Annotated in this window: 18 protein-coding genes; 8 read left to right on the forward strand and 10 right to left on the reverse strand. The window is 64.4% G+C overall.

The window, feature by feature from the left end:
* Window positions 1-2: 2 nt before the first annotated feature.
* Together kdgD and AC1D0A_RS04915 are read right to left on the reverse strand one after the other, a co-directional pair.
* Window positions 3-917 carry a 5-dehydro-4-deoxyglucarate dehydratase gene (gene kdgD / locus AC1D0A_RS04910; protein ID WP_028277909.1) on the reverse strand — a complete coding sequence of 305 codons (915 nt, stop codon included), beginning with the start codon at window positions 915-917 and terminating at the stop codon, window positions 3-5.
* Between the two features lie 129 nt (window positions 918-1,046).
* Window positions 1,047-1,931, reverse strand: a complete 885-nt coding sequence (locus AC1D0A_RS04915; protein ID WP_476945294.1) for a LysR family transcriptional regulator — start codon at window positions 1,929-1,931, stop codon at window positions 1,047-1,049.
* Window positions 1,932-2,073: 142 nt separating this feature from the next.
* On the opposite strand from AC1D0A_RS04915, the gene AC1D0A_RS04920 reads away from it, so the two are divergent.
* The 5 genes from AC1D0A_RS04920 (at window position 2,074) to cls (ending at window position 7,461) form a co-directional block, all read left to right on the forward strand.
* Complete coding sequence (locus tag AC1D0A_RS04920) at window positions 2,074-3,075, forward strand: Bug family tripartite tricarboxylate transporter substrate binding protein (RefSeq protein ID WP_476945295.1); 1,002 nt, start codon at window positions 2,074-2,076, stop codon at window positions 3,073-3,075.
* 5 nt (window positions 3,076-3,080) lie between these two features.
* Window positions 3,081-3,668: a tripartite tricarboxylate transporter TctB family protein gene (locus AC1D0A_RS04925; protein ID WP_028277912.1), complete on the forward strand. Its 588-nt coding sequence runs from the start codon at window positions 3,081-3,083 to the stop codon at window positions 3,666-3,668.
* Between the two features lie 9 nt (window positions 3,669-3,677).
* The gene (locus tag AC1D0A_RS04930; RefSeq protein WP_459385018.1) at window positions 3,678-5,210 is read left to right on the forward strand and encodes a tripartite tricarboxylate transporter permease; all 1,533 of its coding nucleotides are present in this window, start codon (window positions 3,678-3,680) and stop codon (window positions 5,208-5,210) included.
* Complete coding sequence (locus tag AC1D0A_RS04935; RefSeq protein ID WP_459385017.1) at window positions 5,207-5,611, forward strand: universal stress protein; 405 nt, start codon at window positions 5,207-5,209, stop codon at window positions 5,609-5,611. The genes AC1D0A_RS04930 and AC1D0A_RS04935 overlap by 4 nt, the downstream gene beginning before the upstream one ends.
* Before the next feature lie 383 nt (window positions 5,612-5,994).
* Window positions 5,995-7,461 (forward strand): cardiolipin synthase, encoded by a 1,467-nt coding sequence (cls, locus tag AC1D0A_RS04940; RefSeq protein WP_308197205.1) that lies wholly within the window; start codon window positions 5,995-5,997, stop codon window positions 7,459-7,461.
* A 62-nt stretch (window positions 7,462-7,523) separates the two neighbouring features.
* On the opposite strand, the gene AC1D0A_RS04945 is transcribed toward cls, so the two are convergent.
* From AC1D0A_RS04945 to AC1D0A_RS04970, 6 genes are all read right to left on the reverse strand, one after another.
* Complete coding sequence (locus AC1D0A_RS04945; RefSeq protein ID WP_243177279.1) at window positions 7,524-8,210, reverse strand: TM2 domain-containing protein; 687 nt, start codon at window positions 8,208-8,210, stop codon at window positions 7,524-7,526.
* 135 nt (window positions 8,211-8,345) lie between these two features.
* A complete protein-coding gene (locus AC1D0A_RS04950) occupies window positions 8,346-9,647 on the reverse strand; it encodes a wax ester/triacylglycerol synthase domain-containing protein (RefSeq protein ID WP_243177280.1) in 1,302 nt (433 codons plus the stop codon).
* 269 nt (window positions 9,648-9,916) lie between these two features.
* Complete coding sequence (locus AC1D0A_RS04955) at window positions 9,917-10,465, reverse strand: hypothetical protein (RefSeq protein ID WP_476944646.1); 549 nt, start codon at window positions 10,463-10,465, stop codon at window positions 9,917-9,919.
* A gap of 2 nt (window positions 10,466-10,467) precedes the next feature.
* Window positions 10,468-11,025 (reverse strand): hypothetical protein, encoded by a 558-nt coding sequence (locus AC1D0A_RS04960; RefSeq protein ID WP_243177282.1) that lies wholly within the window; start codon window positions 11,023-11,025, stop codon window positions 10,468-10,470.
* Between the two features lie 131 nt (window positions 11,026-11,156).
* Window positions 11,157-13,376, reverse strand: coding sequence for a transglycosylase domain-containing protein (locus tag AC1D0A_RS04965; RefSeq protein WP_243177283.1), 2,220 nt, complete (start codon window positions 13,374-13,376; stop codon window positions 11,157-11,159).
* Window positions 13,377-13,390: 14 nt separating this feature from the next.
* Window positions 13,391-13,897 (reverse strand): LURP-one-related/scramblase family protein, encoded by a 507-nt coding sequence (locus AC1D0A_RS04970; protein WP_243177284.1) that lies wholly within the window; start codon window positions 13,895-13,897, stop codon window positions 13,391-13,393.
* Window positions 13,898-14,131: 234 nt separating this feature from the next.
* On the opposite strand from AC1D0A_RS04970, the gene AC1D0A_RS04975 reads away from it, so the two are divergent.
* Window positions 14,132-14,632: a TetR/AcrR family transcriptional regulator gene (locus AC1D0A_RS04975; protein ID WP_243177285.1), complete on the forward strand. Its 501-nt coding sequence runs from the start codon at window positions 14,132-14,134 to the stop codon at window positions 14,630-14,632.
* 2 nt (window positions 14,633-14,634) lie between these two features.
* On the opposite strand, the gene AC1D0A_RS04980 is transcribed toward AC1D0A_RS04975, so the two are convergent.
* The gene (locus AC1D0A_RS04980; RefSeq protein WP_476945296.1) at window positions 14,635-15,651 is read right to left on the reverse strand and encodes an alpha/beta fold hydrolase; all 1,017 of its coding nucleotides are present in this window, start codon (window positions 15,649-15,651) and stop codon (window positions 14,635-14,637) included.
* Window positions 15,652-16,055: 404 nt separating this feature from the next.
* Window positions 16,056-17,165, reverse strand: coding sequence for a Nickel transporter NicT (gene nicT, locus AC1D0A_RS04985; protein WP_476945297.1), 1,110 nt, complete (start codon window positions 17,163-17,165; stop codon window positions 16,056-16,058).
* Between the two features lie 207 nt (window positions 17,166-17,372).
* Between nicT and AC1D0A_RS04990 the strand changes: the two genes are divergently transcribed.
* Entirely contained in the window at window positions 17,373-17,888 is a 516-nt protein-coding gene (locus tag AC1D0A_RS04990) for a mycothiol transferase (RefSeq protein WP_243177288.1), read from the forward strand.
* A 12-nt stretch (window positions 17,889-17,900) separates the two neighbouring features.
* Window positions 17,901-19,019 (forward strand): aminotransferase class V-fold PLP-dependent enzyme, encoded by a 1,119-nt coding sequence (locus tag AC1D0A_RS04995; RefSeq protein ID WP_243177289.1) that lies wholly within the window; start codon window positions 17,901-17,903, stop codon window positions 19,017-19,019.
* Window positions 19,020-19,040: the final 21 nt, after the last annotated feature.

Raw genomic sequence — 19,040 nt, forward strand, 5'->3', positions numbered from 1 at the left:
TCCTAGGAAACGGTGGCGATAAGGGACTTGAGGTCTGCGAGGTCCTGGGGCGCCAGGTTCTGCAGCGGCGGGCGGACCCCGCCGGCGGAGCGGCCAATCGCGGCCAATCCGCCCTTGACGATCGAGACGGAGTAGCCCTTCACCCGGTCGCGGATGTCCAGGTAGGGGATCACGAACTCGTTCAGCTTCTTGTTCACGGCCACCCGGTCGTGGTTGCGGACATCCTGGTAGAAGTCCAGCGCAAACTGCGGCACGAAGTTGTACATGGCGCTGGAATAGGTGCTCATGCCCAGCTGCAGCAGCGGGAGGGCGAACGTCTCGGCCGTGGGGAGGCCGCCGAGGTAGAACAGGCGGTCGCCGAGCTTGGCGTAGACCCGGGCGTCGTGTTCGAGGTCTCCGACTCCATCCTTGAAGCCGATCAGGTTCTGGTGGCGGTCGGCCAGGGTGGCGACGGTGGTGTCCTTGTAGATCGCGTTCGCACGGTTGTAGATGATGACACCGAGGGAGGTGGACCGGCAGATGGCGCTGACGTGGTCGATCAGGCCGCCCTGGTCCGCCTCGGTGAGGTAGGGCGGGAGCAGCAGGATGCCGTCGGCGCCGGCGGCCTCGGCGGCGCGGGCGTTTTCGATGGCCTGGGCGGTGGAGCCGCCGGCGGAGGCCAGGACCGGGACGATGCTGCCGACTTCCCCGACGGCGGCGCGGACGACGCGCTCGGACTCGGCCGGGGTCAGTGAGAAGCCCTCCCCGGTTCCGCCGGCCGCGAAGAGTCCTGCGACCGGGAAGCTGGCCTGCCAGGCGAGGTGTTTGCGGTAGTTCTCTTCGTCGAACTGGAGCTGTTCGTCGAACGAGGTGACGGGGAAGGAGAGCAGGCCGTCCTTGAGGACGTTGGCCAGTTCCTGGGGTGCGTATTTTGCCACGGTGGGGTCCTCCGGGTATGCGCCGAGTCGGCGGGGAAGTGCGGTTCCCCTTCAGACTAGGTTTGCTGCCTCATGCCTGTCCAAGTGCATTATTGAATGCATTGATACCTTCAGTGCATTGTGGCGACCTTAGTCCAGCTGAAAGTCCAGGGCGCCGAGCAGCCGCGACAGGGCGGGATTGCTCAATTTACGGCTCCAGATGGCATGGAGCTCCACGGGTTCGCCGTGGCTGCTGGCCAGCGGGAGGAATTCGACCCCCTGGATGCCCAGCGCTGTGGCGGACCGGGGCACAAAGGCGACTCCTCGTTTGGCCGCCACCAGCGAGACCATGGTGAGGATCTGGCTGACCGTGTGGACCACGTTGCCGTGCTGCACCGGCAGCATGCGGATCACGAGGTCGTAGAAGTACCGGGCCTGCAGTGGCGAATGCATGATGAGGGCCTCGTCCTTGAGGTCCTCGTTCCCGACAATGCCGCCGCGGCGGGCCAGGGGATGGCCGGCCGGAACGGCCACCATCATGGATTCGCGGTACAGAAGCCGCGAATCAAAAACGTCTTTGTCGAAGGGCGGACGTGCCAGCCCCAGGTCCAGTTCTCCCGTTTCCAGGGCCTGGATCTGTTCACCGGTCACCATTTCCTGCAGGTCGACGTCGACGTCGGGAAGGATCGCTGAAATCTCCTCCAGCAGGGGCCCCAAGATACTGAACCCGCTGGCCGCGGTGAAACCGATTCGCAGAAGGCCGGAGCGGCCCGAGGCGATCCGGCGGGCGGTGACAGGGGCGCGTTCGGCGAGGGCCAGCAACCGCCTGGCTTCCTCCAGGAAGGCGGTTCCCGCCGGGGTCAGCTGGACCTTCCGGTTGTCCCGTTCCAGCAGCTCGGCGCCGACGGCCTTCTCCAGCTTTTGGATCTGCCGGCTCAGCGGAGGCTGGGTCATGTTCAGGCGTTCCGCCGCGCGGCCGAAGTGAAGCTCTTCTGCCACCGCGATGAATCCGGCCAGCTGGTCAAAGGTAAACATGATGCCTTCCCGGTATCACTCGATGCATATTTGGGCTTAGACATGCATCATAGCCGCTCCCTACACTCGACACAGCGAACCGGCAGTGACGCGGTTCACATGCTTCCGGGGCGCTGGCCCTGACCATCAATGAGGAGTTTCAATGATGCACTTCCCTTCGCGCCGCACCGTACTTGGAGCGGCATCCGCCGTCACGCTCTTGGCGCTGACGGCCTGCGGCAATGTTGCCGGCGGCAGTACCGATTCTTCAAAATATCCGAACGGGCCCGTAAGCCTCACCGTGGGCCAGGCCGCCGGCGGCAGCACCGACTTGATTGCCCGCGCCATCTCCGAGGGCGCTTCCAAAACCCTCGGCGCCCCGATGCCTGTGGTGAACAAGCCAGGGGCCAACGGCGCCTTGGCCACAAAGGAAGTGGCCGGCAAGCCCGCCGACGGCCAGAACCTCCTTCTGGTCACCGCGTCCCTGATCACGATCACCCCGCTTGCGGTCACCGCGGATGAGGCCGTCAGCATCGACGACCTGGACATCATTGCCGGCCTGTCGCAGGACGACTACGTGCTGGTCGCCAGCAAGGCCTCCGGCTTCAACAGCATCAAGGACCTGACCGGAGCAGGGCGCAATATCACGTTCGGCACCACCGGCGTGGGCACCGGCAGCCAGCTGGCACAGACCGTCCTGTTCAAGCAGGCCGGCGTCAAGGGCACCGATGTACCGTTCGACAGCGGCAAGCCAGCCCTCACCGCGGTCCTCGGCAACCAGGTAGAAGTGTCCACCATCCAGCTCGGCGAAGCCATGCCGCAGATCAAGGCCGGAAAGGTCACACCGCTGCTCGTCTTTTCGGAGGATCGGAACTCCTTCCTCCCGGATGTGCCTACGGCCAAGGAATCCGGTTACGACGTTCCCGTGGCGCAGTATCGCGCCGTCGCCGCTCCCAAAGGAACGCCCAAGGACGTGAAGGACAAGCTGCTCGCAGCCATCAAGGAGACCTTCAAGTCCGATTCCTACAAGGAATTCAACAAGAAGAACATGCTGACCCCGAAGGAAATCTCCGGCGAGGAAGTCGTCACCCAGTGGAAGGACTACGCCGCCAAGTACAAGTCGTTGGTGGAGAAGTACGACATCAGCCTCAGCGGAACGAAGTGATCCAAGTGTCGTCTTCACCTTCAGTGCCCGCCGGAGGGGGCAGCCGCCCCGCGGCCCCCTCCGGCGGGAACGCCCCCCAAGCTCCCGGGGACGACGTTCTGGAGGACCTCACGCCGGAGCAACTCGCCGCGCAGTGGGAGGAAGAGAAGCCGCCCGCCGCCGGAGCGCTGGCAAATGCGGCATCCTCCTTAGTGGTTCTCGGCGTCGGCACCGGCGCCCTGGTCCTGTCCGTTGCCATGGGCCTCGGCACTCCGGCAGCGCCGGAGCCCGGGCTGTGGCCGTTCATGATCAGCTGCGTCATGGTGGTCCTGGGCCTCTTCCAGTTGACCGTCGGGCGGCACAACCGGGACGCGGAGAAGTTCACCCGCATGTCCTCCGCACCCCTGACAGGGCTCGTCACCCTCGCCGCCATGGTCGCGCTGATGCCGGCCATCGGTTTTGAATTGCCCGCCCTCGTCCTGTGCATCATCTGGATGCGCTTCCTCGGCGGCGAAACGTGGCGCTCCACCCTGCTGGTAAGCGCGATCGTCGTGGCGGCGTTCTACGGAATCTTCGTCCTTGCGCTCAACACCTCCATTCCCCACCTCTTCTAGGAGAACCCCGTGGATTTTCTAAATCCCGTGATCAACGGATTCGCCGTTGTCCTGGAGCCGAGCAACCTCCTCTACTGCCTGATCGGCGTCGTCATCGGCATGTTGATCGGTGTCCTGCCCGGTCTGGGGCCCGCGGCAACCATCGCCATCCTGCTGCCGCTGACCTACAACGTCGAACCCGTCACCGCCATCATCATGCTCGCGGGCATCTTTTACGGCGCACAGTACGGCGGCACCATCACCTCCGTGCTCCTGAGGCTTCCCGGCGAAGCCTCGTCCGTGGTGACCGTCTTCGACGGCTACCAGATGGCCAAACAGGGGAAGGCCGGTACCGCACTCGGCCTGGCGTCCATCGGCTCGTTCATCGGCGGCACCGCCTCAATCGTTGGCTTGACCTTCCTGGCGCCCGTCGTGGCGAGCTTTGCCCTCGACTTCGGCCCGGCCGAATACTCGGCGCTCGCACTGCTCGGCATCCTGTTGGTGGCCACCATCAGCAACGGTGCCAAGACCAAGGCACTCATCGCCGCCGCCGTCGGCTTGCTGCTGGCAACGGTCGGCCGGGACATCTTCACCGGCGAAAGCCGCTTCACCTTCGGCAACCTGGAACTGGCCGACGGAATTGATTTCGTGCCGATCGCCATGGGCATCTTCGGCCTGGGCGAAATCCTCTACAACCTCGAAGAGCGGCACCGCGCCGCCAAGGCGCCGTCCAAGGTCACGAACGTCTGGCCATCACGGACCGATCTCACGCAGGCCTCCGGCGCGATCGCCCGCGGTTCTGTCCTCGGGTTCTTCCTCGGCATTTTGCCCGGTGGCGGCGCCACCATCGCATCGATGGCCTCCTATGCGATGGAGAAGAAGCGCGCCAAGCAGCCGGAACGATTCGGTAAAGGGGCCCCGGAGGGCGTCGCTGGACCGGAAACCGCCAACAACGCCGCAGCAACGTCGTCGTTCATCCCGCTGCTGACCCTCGGAATCCCGGCTAACGCCACCATGGCCCTGATGTTCGGTGCCCTGCTGATCCAGGGTGTGACGCCGGGCCCGCAGTTGGTGGAGCAGGACCCCGGGCTGTTCTGGGGCGTGGTCAACTCCATGTACATCGGCAACATCCTGTTGCTGATCATGAGCCTGCCCCTCGTCGGAATCTTCGTGAAAATCCTCCGCGTCCGCGCCGCGATCCTGGCGCCGGTCACCGCCCTCATCACGCTGCTCGGTGCCTACACCATCAACAACAGCATGTTCGATGTGACGCTCGTCGTGGTGTTTGGGATCGTGGGATACCTGATGAAGAAGTTCGGCTTTGAACCCGGTCCGCTGGTCCTGGCGTTCGTCCTCGGGTCCCTGCTGGAGAGCTCACTGCGCCGTTCACTTCTCGTGTTCGGCGGCGATCCCACGGGCTTCTTCACCCGACCCATCTCCGCGACGCTGCTCATCGTGTTCGTCCTGGTAGCTGTGCTCCCGGGCATCCGGACTCTGCTGGCCAAGAGGACGACGGCGCCAAGCGAACAGCCCATCACCACGAAAATCAAGGAGAAGGTATGAGCATCATCGTCGGATTCGTCCCCACACCGGCAGGGGAGGCCGCGCTGACCGCCGGCATTGCCGAAGCCATGCTCAGGAACGAAGACCTGGTGATCGTCAACTCCGCCCGCGAAGGCGCCCTGGTGGACAAAGCCGTTGCCGGCTCCGACATCCTGGAGCAGGCCGGCCGCCGGGCCACGGAGGCCGGAATCAGGGCAACGGTGATCCAGCCGCCGTACCGTGACGACCTTGCCGATGAATTCCTGGACGTCGCCCGCGAGGTCAACGCATCCCTGATTGTCATTGGCCTGCGGCACCGCTCACAGGTCGGCAAATTCATCCTGGGCAGCCACGCCCAGCGCATCCTCATGCAGGCCGACCGGCCCGTCCTTGCCGTGAAGGCGGACGGGGCCCTCTCCTAGAAAGCTCCCGCGGCTCTCAAAGAGTGGACGGGCCGGACCCCCTAGGTGGGGTCCGGCCCGTTTGCTTGAGCGCGGGCGCGCAGCCACCAGGGGCCATGGCAGTCGCCTGCCGGCCCAGCTGGTCGAACACGACTCGGAGCTCGCGCCACGCATTTCCGGAATTTCACCCGCAGCGGGTGAGGCCCATGCCGGACCTAATGCAAACAATGGTCATACCCTCCAAAGGTAGGGCTGAGGGACATGCCGTCCCGGAAACGAGAACGCATCTTTGAGAGCAGGAAAAGCAAATGAGTTTCCGGGAAGACTATTGGGATATTTTGACGGAACCAAGAGCCGGGTGCTGGTCTGACGGCGTTCGTGCCTTGAAGTACGTTTAGGCAGCCGTGCGCGGATCCTTCCAGGACGCTGAAACTTTTGCCTTGCTCCTGCTGGCGGCCCACATACTACTCGTGACCGTCGCAGCTGTCCTGGTGTCGATGAATCGCCGTCCATCCTCTGCTATTGCCTGGGTGCTCGCCATAATTTTCATACCGATCCTTGGTGCCGTCGCATATTTCTTTGTTGGTTACTCGAAACTGCCCAAGGCGCGCAGGGACAAGCAGCGCGAAGTCAACGCTCTGGTCCTGGCCCGGACTGAAGGCAGTCCGTTCATAAGCCGCGGCCTTGATTGGCCGGAATGGCTGCATTCGGCGGTGGTGTTGAACAGCAACCTTGGGGCGCTCCCAATGGTCGCGGGCAACAGTGCGACCCTGTTGGGCGACTACAACGGAGCTTTCGATGCCATGATCGCTGATATTGATTCGGCCACAAGTTATGTGCACGTGGAGTTTTACATCCTCGTGCTGGACGCAACGACAGAGCCGTATTTTCAGTCGCTGGCCCGGGCACGACGGCGCGGCGTTGACGTGCGGGTTCTGTCCGATCACCTGGCTGGCCTGAAGTTCCCCGGCCGGAAAGAAACCTTGGAGTTCCTCCAGGAGATAGGGGCGGAATATCGCCCCATGCTGCCGGTGCGGCCTTGGCGTGGCGAATGGCAGAGGCCGGACCTGCGCAATCACCGGAAGATCTGCGTCGTCGATGGCCGCGTGGGATTCACGGGGTCCCAGAACCTCATCGACGCGAGCTACGACACGAAGGGCAACCTGAAGCGCGGGCTTCAGTGGCACGAACTGATGATGCGCGTTGAGGGACCAGTGGTCCGGGAGCTGGATGCGGTCTTCGCGACGGACTGGTACAGCGAAGCGGGTGTGATACTGCCACTGGATTCCAGCGCCATCGGCGTCAGCCATCATTCTGCGCTCGTCGACGCGCAAGTCCTGCCCAGTGGCCCCAGCTTCGACAACGACAACAATTTGAAGCTCTACGCGACGCTTATCCACAAAGCTGAGCGACGCGTCAGCATCACCAGTCCATACTTTGTCCCGGACGAATCCATCCTGATGGCTATTGTCACGGCAGCTGCGCGGGGGCTAAGCGTCGAGCTCTTTGTTTCCGAAGTCGGTGACCAGAGCATGGTCTATCACGCGCAGCGTTCGTACTACGAAGCACTGCTCCGCGCGGGCGTCAGGATTTACCTTTACCGGGCACCGAAGGTGCTGCACTCCAAGCACTTCACTATTGACGAGGAAGTTGCGGTGATTGGGTCCAGTAACATGGATGTGCGTTCCTTCAGCCTCAACATGGAGGTATCCGTACTTGTGCACGGGCGCGATTTTGTGGACGCCATTCGCGGGATCGAAGACGGGTACCGCGTGGAAAGCCGCGAGCTGCAGCTCGAAGACTGGATCCGGCGGCCCGTAGCCCAAAAAGTATTCGACAATCTGGCGCGCCTGACCGCGTCTCTTCAATAGGGAACGGTCAGGTCCCAGTCCTTCCCTGTCGTCGGCCCGGTATGTGACGGCGCACCGTGACGCTACCCGGAGGGCCGGTATTCCTGGGCCGTAAGGTGCCAGACGGCTCCATTAGTGCTGACTATCAGCGCGTATGTCCCCGGAGCCAGGCTGATGCCGATCGCCCCGGCGCCGGCCATGGCCAGGGACAGCACGGTGAGGGCAGGTCCATTCACGGGTTGGAGATAGGCAATGGCGGCCCCGGTGAAGGTGTACTCAATGTGAAGCCTGCCGGTGAGGGTTACGAGTGGGGCCGGGGGTTTCGTGCCGGAGGCCTCCGCGACGGTGACCCATTCTTTCACCGGGGGCGGCGGGGCCGGATGCAGCACTGCGTTCATCGCGGCAACTGTGGCGGTCACAGTCCCGGTGACGGGGGCGGCGCTGACGCAGACCAACGCACCGGCGAGGGTGACGACCAGGACAGTCGAGGCCAGACGCAGGCCCCGTCGCAGGGAGTTGGTCCCGGCCAACGGCATGGATGCCCCGTCGGCGGCGTACTCATTGGTGATCCGGAACAGGTCAATGAGCCACCAGATGCCGGCGCCGCCCAGCGTCAACAGCTTCAAGGTGCCGGTAACCGGCTTGTGGAGGTAGAACCTGTCCGCTCCGCTGAAGCCCAGAAACAATGCCAGCAGCCACGCCGTGCGCAGGGAACGCATCGGCGGCAGGTCACCGTCGAAGACAAGCCCGTACTGCTCGGTCCTGGGCACATTCCCGATTCTGGAACAGCCACGTCCGGATGTCCACAGGCATCCGGTGTGCGCTCGGTCAGTCCCTTAGGATCCACACGCGGAGAATGCGCCGAGCCGACGGCTCTTCATGAACGGATGTCCTCGGGTCGAAGCTTATGAAGGCCCAGTCACCATCAGAGCTTCAAGGGCGCTGGAAAGTTCGTCACGCAGTCCTGTCAGGTCCGGGCACGCCCCGGGATCGGCGATAGTGGTGATGGTCAGCGTGCCGGCGTAGGAGAGGACTGCAAAGGCAACCGTTACGTTGCCGCTGATCGCTCCGAGTGGAATGATCCCGGTTACCGGCCTGCCCGCGACCACCAAGGTGCGTTCGGGTCCCCGCAGGTTCGTGACAAATGTATGGACAAGGTGTTGGTGGTCTATGACGAAGCGGTAGGCGCCAAGGTGCGCTGCGACCCGGGATATGGGGCCGATGATTGCAGTGGAGGCCCCGGGAGGCCGCTGCTTGACACTCCTCATCGTTGCGGCAACGGCTGCCACCCTTCCCTTGGCCGGACCGACCGCGGGAACGGTCACCGGGATGATGCCGCTCCGGTTCCCCAGATAGGTGATTGTCGTGTGGCGGCGTGCAGAAAACAGCACGGAGATGACAAACTCTTCAACATATTCGCCCCGTGCCAGGAGCAGGCGGTGCAGGGCTGTCGCGACGGCGGTGAGGATGAGATCGTTGACCGTCGCTCCCTGCATGTGCGCGGCGGTTCTGACTGCCTCCATGTCGCAGCGGAGGACGGCAAGCGTCCGTTGCGGACCTGTCGGGCGGTTGAGTGAGGTGCGGGCAGCCCGGGGTTTGCCCGTCTGCCGCAGTTCGGAGGCTCCGGCGGCTGCGGTCCGCAGTGCGGCCGGGAGCCCGGCCAGTGCGTTGACTCGGCTCCTTGCAGCATCAATGGCCAGATGCAGCGCCGAGTATGGAATCTCTGGCTCCCGGCGACCGTCCCACCCGGCTTCCGCGGCTGCCAGGGCATCCAGGACGGCGAGACCTCCAATTCCATCTGTGAGGACATGATGAAAGACGAAAACAAGCGCTGACAGGTCCGGGCTTACGCCGGTGATGAGCTTGGCTGACCAGAGAGGACGGTCGCGGGACAGCGGCGCAGCGAGCATTTCGGCCGCAATGTTCAGCACCGCTTCCTCACCGCCGGGCGCCGGACAGGCGATCACGCCCAGATGGTGTGCCGGATCAAAGCCGGAATCATCCGCCCAAATGGGCCGCCCGCAGCCGAAGGGGACAGAGACCAGCCGCTGGCGCAGCCGGGGGACAGTGCCGAGCCGACGCGCCAGTGCTTCCAGGAGGGGTGCCGAATCTTCGCTGCCTTCCGTGCTGAGCATGAGGATGGCCCCGACTTGCATTGGCGCTGAGCCGATGTCCGCGTCCAAGGACATCATGTCCTCGGCGCTCACCCTGTCAACATGTTGTCTTGGCGTCATTTTCGGTCCCCGGAACCAGATCCCTGAATTCTCTGCACTCCTGGGAGGGAAGAAGACAGCAACCCACAAGTTGCTGAGCAGAGACAGCAGGCGACCCGACGTGGTCGTCATGTCCTCACTGTTGGGCGTATGGGGCCCAGAGGATAGGGCAGAACGTCCCGCTTGCCCGTTCTGCGTAACCGAGGACGCAGCCCCCAGCGGGCGCTGAATGATTTGGAGCAACCGGCGGCAGGCTCCCGCCGCTAGGACGCTTTCGCGCTGGTGGTACCGGGGCCGGCGTTGACCGCTGCCGCCACCAGGCGGTCGAAGCTGGCGGTTCCGTTCTCCGGAGGCACAACCGTGAAGACCGCAACCCATTTCTCGGGGGCATGTTTCTCCAGCGTTGACGCCCGGGCCACATGCAGGTTCAGCCCGGGTACGCCGCTGACAAGGAGCGGAAGCTGCTCGCCGGTCTTGGTCATGTGCCGGAATTGCCTGACCGACAATTGGTCACCCGGGCTGCTCGTGACCTCTGCGAGGGTGTCATTGATCCTCTTGGTCAGCCCCCGCATGAAGCGCTGCTGGGCCATGACCGTGCGCACCGTCAGAAGCGCGGCGAAGAAGAGGGTGAACAAAACCAGGGCACCGAAACTTCTGAGGAAGGGCAGAAAGATCATCAGGAACAGGCACACGATCAGCCCCAAAATACTCGACATGACGAACTTGAAGACGGGGTTTTCGCCCGGTTTCTTTGACCAGCGAACGAGGGCGACGATGTCCTTCCGGGGCTGATCGCGCCGTGAAATTTCCATGATTAGTACCCCTTCACTTCCATGAGCGCTTCGGCCAGGATGATTGCCTCGCGTGCTTCCTTGAGATCGCCCAGCAACCCCATATCGGGAATGGCTCCTTTGGCCGCGGTGGAGCCGGCGATTTCGGAAAAGATGCTGCTCAACTTTTCGCGGTCCTGTGACAGCATCCGGGACGACGTCAGCTTAATTCTGCTCAGCTCAAGCTCCAGCAATGACTTGTCGATGGCCTCACGACGCCCTTGCATGACCGCCAGCTTCTCGGTGACACGCTGGACACGGCCCCGGAGCATTGCTTCCATCTTTCCTGCCACGACGTGGAGCTCGCACAGCGCGGTGTAGGACTGCGGGGACCCCGAGTGAACGGCGAGCTGCTCACCGACGTAATGGCGCCGTCGTTCCCATTTCCGAACGGCGGACTCAGATGGTCCCAAGAGGAGGGAAACGGCTGCCAGTGCTTTGTCCAGCGACGCGGCCCGGGTGCTCAGGCTGCTGGTGGCGGCGTCCAGCCTCGACAGGAACGCGTCGTAGTTGTCGTGAGGCTGGGCGCTATCGGGATTCATGAGCCACCCGCGCGCGGTGGCGCGATTCCCCTCGCCGGAAATTGGCCCCGTCTCCCATGGCAAGAGGATAGAGGCTCCGGGCCCCGTTGGCATAGAGCGCGGCATTGGATCCAGAGCATTTCGGGCCAGTGTCAGCGACACAACGCACTATTAAAACCGGGGAAGCACGGCGTGCGGGTCGTAGGGGGCGTGCGGCTCGCGGAGGGCGTCCGGGTCATGGACTCCGGCGGCGCCGGGAAGGGGGCGGTGGGGTAGTACCCGGCGACCTGCAGCATGTAGTTCGCCCACTGCGGGCCGGCGAGCATGTACCCGTCAATGGCCTTGTAGAACTTGCCGTTGACGGTGATGTTCTGCCCGGGCCGCTTCTGGCCCTCCAAGGCGTCGCCGAAGAAGGAAGCCGTCGCGAGGCCGCTTGTGTAGCCCACCACCCAGGTGGCGCCATTGGTATTGGACGTGCCCGTCTTGGCCGCGACCGGGAACCGCTCCTGGACCTTGGGCTTGATGTAAACGCCGGACCCGCGTTTCAGCACGTCCTGCAGCACGGCGTTCACGCCGCGGGCGACCTCGGGCTTGATCGCCCTGTGACAGGCGCTGGTCTCGGCCGGCAGTTTCTGTCCCGCCGCGTCGTTCACTGCCGAAATGGCAATCGGTGCGCAGTAGTTTCCGTCGTTGGCGAAGGTGGCAAACGCGTTGGCCAGATGGAGCGGCGCCACGCCGATGGCGCCCAGCAGGTTGCCCAGCTGGTGCATGTTCACCCGGGCGTTGTCCACGCCGCTGTGGATCCCTGCGGCGTCCACCATCTTCTGGATGCCGCAGAAATCTAGCTGAGTGGCCTCGGCGAAGGTGGCGGTGTTGATGGAGTTGTAGAGACCGTAGTTGACGGGCATCCTGCGGTAGTACCCGGGGTCGTTGTTCTGCAGGTCATCCGCGGCGCCGAGCTGTTTTTGGCTGGTGCTGTAGGCGCCGAGCACCCTGCCGCAGCTGGACCTCCATGGAAACCCGAGGGGATAGGACCGCCTGGAGGCGTCCACCATGGCGGTCAGGGATTTGCCCTCGTTGAGCCATTCGGCAAACGTGAACGGTTTCATGGTGGAACCGGGCTGGAATCCGCCGGCGCCGTTGAGATCGTTGCCGTTGGCGTCCTTGGAATCGACGTTGAAGTTCAGTTGCGTGTCGAATTTGCCAGGTGCCGGGAGAAACACGGTGTTTTGCGCCATCGCCAGGATCTTGCCGGTGCCGGGTGCGATGGAGACCATCGCGGCGCCCCATTTGTCCGGGTTCGCCCCGGCCGTGGCATCGACCTGCGCCTGCGCGGCCAATTGGAGCCGGCTGTCCAGGGTGGTGGTGATGGTCAGGCCGCCGCGGAACAGCTTCCGCTCGCGTTCGCCAATATCCGCGCCGTAGGCCGGGTTGTTGAGAATGAGGTGGGAAACGTAGTCGCAGAAGTACGGTGCCATTTCCGCGCCGGCGCACCCCTGCCTCCCGGGGGTGATCTTGAGATCCACCGGGGCGGCCACGGCCGCATCGTGCTGCGCTTGGGTGATGGCGCCATAGCTGAGCATCTTGGCGAGAACCTGGTTGCGCCGCTGGACGGCGCTTTCCGGATGGACGTCAGGATTGTAGAAACTGGGGCTGTTCACGAGGCCTGCCAGCAGGGCAGCCTGCGGCAGGGTGAGATCCTTGGCAGTGGTGTTGAAGAAGTAGCGGGACGCGGCTTCGATGCCGTAGGCGTCACGGGCGAAAAACACGATGTTCAGGTACCCCTCCAGGATCTGATCCTTGGTGTATTTCTTTTCCAGTTCGACGGCGAGCTTCATCTCGCGGATCTTGTCGGCCATGCTCTTTTGCCCGTTGAGGACAATCTGGTCGCCCTTGTCCGCCGACACGAGGGATTCGTTGAGCACGTTGGTGACGTACTGCTGGGTCAGGGTGGAGGCACCCTGCCTGCCGCCGTCGGTCAGGTTGGACACCAGCGCCCGGAGAATCCCCTGGGGGTCAATGCCGGCATGTTCGTAGAAGCGGCGGTCCTCGATCGCGACGATCGCGTCCTTGATGTACGGGGACATCTGGTCGAGCCGGACCTTCACGCGGTTTTCAGCATAGAAGGTGGCGATCGGTTTCCCGTCGGCGGTGAGCACCCTGGTCGATTCCGACGGCGGATCAACTGTCAGTTCCGAGGGGAGGCTGTTGAACAATTTGATCGAGTCGCTGACGGCGACGCCGGTCGCGGCCACCGTGGGGACCAGAAGGCTGGCGGCCAGGACGCCGCAAACCGCGCTCGCCGTCAGGAAGCCGAACAGCCTCCACAGGGTCGCGGCTACTAGGGATCCGGTGCTTTTCCTGGGCGACATGGTGCCTGGACAGGCTAGGTCAAGGAGTCGATGGCGACGGTGATCGCCAGGAGGAGCGGGACGTCCTCGCCGCCCGCGATTTCGACGCCGTAGGACTCGCGCACGCGGAACCACTTCTTGGAGATCGTGGCGACCGTATGGCCGTCGCGCTCGATCTCGTACTCGTGGTCGACGATGTTGCCGTGTGCCTTCATGTCGGGGCCGCCTTGAACGTCGATCGAGAAGCGGTCCCGGAACCCTACCAGGGCCTTGTGCACCGTCGCGGCGGTGTCGCCGCCGCGTTCGATGGCCACCTTGTCCCGGACCGAGAGCTTGCGCTCCTGGATGCGCGCCACCTCGTTTCCCGAGGCGTCCTCCAAAACGAACGTGTCCCGGATTCGGACCGCCTTGCCGTTGACCTTGTAGGCGCGTTGGCCGTGGCTGTCTTCGATCCAGAAGTCGTCCCCGATCGACAGCAGTTTCTCGCGCATCTGAAACCGCTCGCCCATGGGTTCGTCATGCCGGTGCCGCAATAGTCCCATGCCCTGACCATAGGACCGCTCCGCCGGCCGGCACCTCACCCGAACCGGATGGTCCGGGCCGCTGAAGTGTTCTCGCTGGTAACCTGAACATCATTGTTTGAGTAGTCGAAGGGGCTGGGAGGGCCGGTGCCGGAAGTGCAGAAAGAACGCACCAAGCGGGCGGACGCCGTCCGGAACAAAGATGCCATCATTGACGCCGCGTTGACACGCCTCAGTGACAATCCCGGGGCAAGCATGGCTGAAATTGCTCGGGTTGCGGGGGTGGGCAGGGTGACCCTCTACGGGCACTTCGCAGACCGGAAGGACCTGGTTGGCGCCGTGTTCGAGAGGGCCATGGACCGCGCCGAGGCCGAACTCGCCGCTGTAGACATCGAGCAAGACACCTGGAACTCCCTGCAGGAGATCGTCCAGTCATCCTGGCGGGTCCTCCATCAATTCAACGCGCTTTTGGCGGCGGCCGAACCATACCTCTCAGCCGACCAAATCAGGGCTCACCACGACAAGCCGCTGGCCCGGGTGGTGTCGGTACTGGAAAAGGGCAGGAGTGAGGGGATCTTCCGTACCGATCATTCCCTCACGTGGCAGGCCGCCTGCTTCTACGCCATCCTCCACAGCGCGGCGGCCGAAATCCGGGCGGAACGACTGGATGAGGTGGCGGCGGCAAAGATCCTTCCGTCAACGATCCGGGCCCTCCTGGTCCCGCCGGACCTGCCGACCGATAAATCTCTCCACTAGATCTACTGGGTGCCGCCGTGGCGCAGGAACTCGGTGATCTTCTTTGCCATGGCCTTGGACTGCGTCCAGTGCAGGTAGTGCTCGCCCCCAAGGACCACCAGCTCGTGGCGCCGTACGTTGGCCAGCTGCCGTTCGTGCGCGCCGTACCAGTCCGGCTGCTGGTTCATCGTGTCCTGTGACAGGAAGTAGAGCACCGGAAGGGCGTCGGGGTAGCGGAGATCCTGGAGCTTGGCGGCATTCTCGCCCATCCGGAGAGTTTCATCAGTGACTGCCGGGTTGCCGAAGTTCCAGCTCGCTATCTGACGCATTTGTTGGCGTTCAGCTGCCGTGAAGCTGCCGCCGCCGGGTTCTCCAAAACCCAGCGCCGTGGCCCAGCGGACCAGGCCTGTGGTCGAGGGTGCATGCGCCCACCAGTAGTCCGCTGCAGGCACCTCGGCGTGGTCGGTGGTTCCGCCCGTAGACATCCTGCTGGCCGGGACGGTGGGGTCGATGCCGATAACGGCGGACACCTCCGCTGGATACTTGTTCGCGTAGTACAGCGTGGAAAAGCCGGCGATCGAGTGGCCCATGAGAGTGTAGGGCGCCCTGATGCCGAGCTTTGACAGCACTTCATGAAGTTCTTCGGCGATGTTTTCTACGGTCCTTGGCCGGGCAGTCATGTCGCTTAAGCCGTAGCCGAATCCCTCAACAATCACTGTTCGGAAGCCGCGCATTTCCCGGACCAAGGGGGCAAAATCGAGCCCCGGGGCAGGGGTCCCGAGTCCACTGAGCAGCACGACCGTCGGCCCGGTCTCGCCGGTGCGGATGACATTGATGGTTCCCTCAATGAGGTGAACCTTTTCGCCGTATGCGACCGTGTGGGACTTTTCGATCTGTTCCAGGATGATATTGGCCGACGTCGAGGCGGCGAGCAAGCCGGCAACGCTCAGCGCCACCACCCCCGCCATGCGCAGGCCCCGCCTCCACCGACGCCTGCGGGGCGGATTGTCCAGGGCTGGGCGGGTAGGGCGCGGCATCATGGCAAGACTCCAGAACGAAGGAACTGAGGTAGGCGGTGCGACGTCTCCGCGCTGGGACCGGTCCGGTCAGGCACTTTTGTTGACCAAAATAAATTATACAGCGCTGTTTGAGATAAAGCTCTGGTTGATCATGCCCAAGCTTTTTACAACCCCCGCCCACACGCCATGAGAATCAATTCTGCCCGCGCAGCCGTAAGCCCCTGATCCTCACGGCCGGCTGGTTGGCGGTGGGCCTCCCGGCACCGGCCCGGCCATCGACCGCGCCGGAACGAGCCTGTCCGCCGTCGACCTCGCCGGAAGTCCCGTGCCCCAGGACGGGGACTGCAACGGGACGGCCGCTGCCGATTCGGGGGCCTACGAGTTCGACTCGCCCAGCTGCTGACCTACGTTGTGCCAGCATCGGCTCAGCTGGTGCCGGCGTGGCTCCAGCGCTGCTCGATCCGGCCAAATTTCCAGACGGCGAGCGCGATCAGCCAGATGATGACGAAGAGGCCGACGATGATGTACCCGACGTTTTCGAGGTCCAGCGAACCGATGGCGGCCGCCGGCCCCGATTCGAGTCCCAACTTGCCCGCCACGAGCCCAAGCAGCACGGTGACACCGACCACCAGGGCCACAATCACCGAGAGCACCGTGACTGTGAGGTTGTAGAAGACCTTGCGGACCGGCTTCAGGAACGCCCACCCATAAGCCCTCGACATGAACACGCCGTCGGCGGTGTCGAAAATGCTCATTCCGGAGGCGAACAGCACCGGCAGGACCAGGATGGCGTACCAGGGCAGGGAGAAGGCCGCGGAACCGGCGGCGAGCACGAGCAGGGCTACCTGGGAGGCAGTGTCGAATCCCAGGCCCATCAGCAGACCGACGGGATAGATGTGCCATGGCTTGGTGATCCGCCGGATGGTTCCGCCGAGGAGCCTTGCCAGGAAGCCCCGGTTGTTGAGCTGGTGCTCAAGCTCAGCCTCGTCCAGTTCCCCGGTCCGCATTCCGCGGAACACCCGGGCGATGCCGACCACCGAGACGAGGTTCATCAGGCCGATCAGGATCAGGAACGTTCCAGCCACGACGCTTCCCACCAGTCCAAGCGTCTGCATCAGCGCCGAGTCCCCGTCCTGCACGGTGCCGGCCATGGCCCTCGCGCCGAGGGCCAGGAGCAGCGCCGCGCCGAACACCACGGTGGAGTGGCCCAGCGAGAACCAGAAGCCCACCCCCAGCGCGGCCTTTCCCTCGCCGACCAGCTTGCGGGTGGTGTTGTCGATGACGGCGATGTGGTCGGCGTCGAACGCGTGCCGCACCCCCAGCAGAAAGGCGGTAACGCCCAGCCCCACCCCGTACACGCCGGAGCGGCCCAGCGCGAAGTTCTGCGGAGCCACGGCCAGGGTCAGCACACTCCAGCCGACCACATTGAGCAGGAAGACGAAGCCGGTGATGCCGGCGAGATGGAACTTGTCCCGGCGTTCCCAGCGACTGGACGTCGCCCGAACCGGCTGCGCTACAGGCAACAAGTTGCTCATAATCCGTAAGGGTAGGCGCGGGGGTCGCCGCTGCCAAGACCTGGCGGACTGCGGAACTGCGCGTGGCCGTGTTGCCCCCCCGGCACCGTCTCCGCGTGCGCGGTTGGCACGGCGATGCCCGGCCCTATCCGCCGGTGCGGCCTCCATGCAAGCATGGGGATCACCGATCATGCACAGCACTCCGATCATGCACAGGGAGGGGACGCGATGAAATCCAATGAACTGCTGCTGGATGCCTTCGGCCGGATCCGTGAGACGGTGGACGCGGCCCTGGCCGGGGTGGATGATGCCACCCTGCTCCGACGGCCCGGAGGCAACGGGAATTCAATGGCCTGGCTCATCTGGCACCTCAGCAGGGTCGAGGACGCGCAAGTCGCCTCCGCCGCGGGCCTGGACCAGGTGTGGACCTCCGAGGGGTTTGCCGCCCGCTTCGGCCTGCCGCTCTCCAAACGGGACACCGGCTACGGCCATACGAGCGGCCAAGTAGACGCGGTGCAGGCACCGCCGGAACTGTTGCTCGAATACTACGAAGCCGTCCACCGGCAGACCGTGAACTTCCTGGAGAACCTCGGCGACGACGACCTCGACCGGATCGTCGATACCCGCTGGGACCCGCCCGTCACCCTCGGGGTGCGGCTGGTCAGCACGGTTGCCGACTGCCTCCAGCACGTGGGGCAGGCGGCCTACGCAAAGGGCCTGGACTCCGCGCGCGGGCACGGCTAGGAGGTCCCTGCCATGCAGGCGGCCGATATTCGCGGACTCTTCCCGGGCCTGCAGGAGACCATCTATCTCAACACCGCCTCGATGAACGTCGGCTGTGCACCCGCCCGCGAGGCCTACGAACTGGCCGTCGCGCGCTGGTCCGCCGGCAGGTTCGACTGGATGGATGCCGAGCGGGCAGGGGAGGAGGCACGCACCATATTCGCGGAGATCGTCGGGGCAACGGCGGGGGAGATCGCGATCGTCCCGGCCGTGAGCACAGCCGCCGGGATAGTAGCCGCCAACCTGCCGCCGGCGAAGCGCGGCGAGAACGTCGTGGTTGCCGGGAACGAATTCGCCTCGAACTATTACCCCTGGCTCCTGCTCCGCAACCGCGGCTACGAGGTCCGGGCCGTGGCACCGGGCGGTGACGGCATGACGGCCAAGGAATTTGGCCAGGCGGCCGACGGCGGCACCCGTCTCATCGCAGTGAGTGCCGTCCATTCGGCCAACGGCTACCGGGCGGACCTGGCCGCACTCAGCCAGGTTGCGGCCCGCTCCGGCGCCTGGTTCTTCGTCGACGCCTGCCAGGCCGCGGGCGCGGTGCCCCTGGATGTCGTGCGCGACGGCGTGGATTTCCTGGCCGCCGCGAGCCACAAGTTCCTGCTCGGCTCCAGGGGCATGGGCTACCTCTATGTCCGCAGCGGGCTGCTTGACCGGATCCAGCCCGTCGGTCCCGGCTGGAAGGCCGCGCGCAACCCGGCCGAGAGCTTCTACGGACCGGCCATGGACCTCTCACCCACGGCCTCGAAGCTCGACGCCTCCTTGGCCTGGTTTCCAGCCCTGGCCGAGCAGGCGGCGCTCGGCATCTTCCGCAGGTTCGGCATCGGGGCCCTGCTCGATCGCAACGTCCGGCTCACCCTGCGTCTTCAGGATGCCCTGGCGGCGCAGGGTTCCGCGTTCAGGCCGTTCGCCGAGCAGCACCGCTCCACGATCTTCTCCGTGCCGGTGACAGACACCGAGGCGGTCCTGGCGCGGTTCCGCCAGGCCAACGTGGTGGCATCGGTCCGGGAGGGCAGAATCCGGCTGGCGGTACATTTCTACAATCTGGATGAAGAACTCGATCGCGTGGCCGGGCTGATCGGGAGAGGGTGAGCGGCGGCGGTGCCTCTCATG

Source organism: Arthrobacter sp. P1_D4 (genome assembly GCF_056406115.1).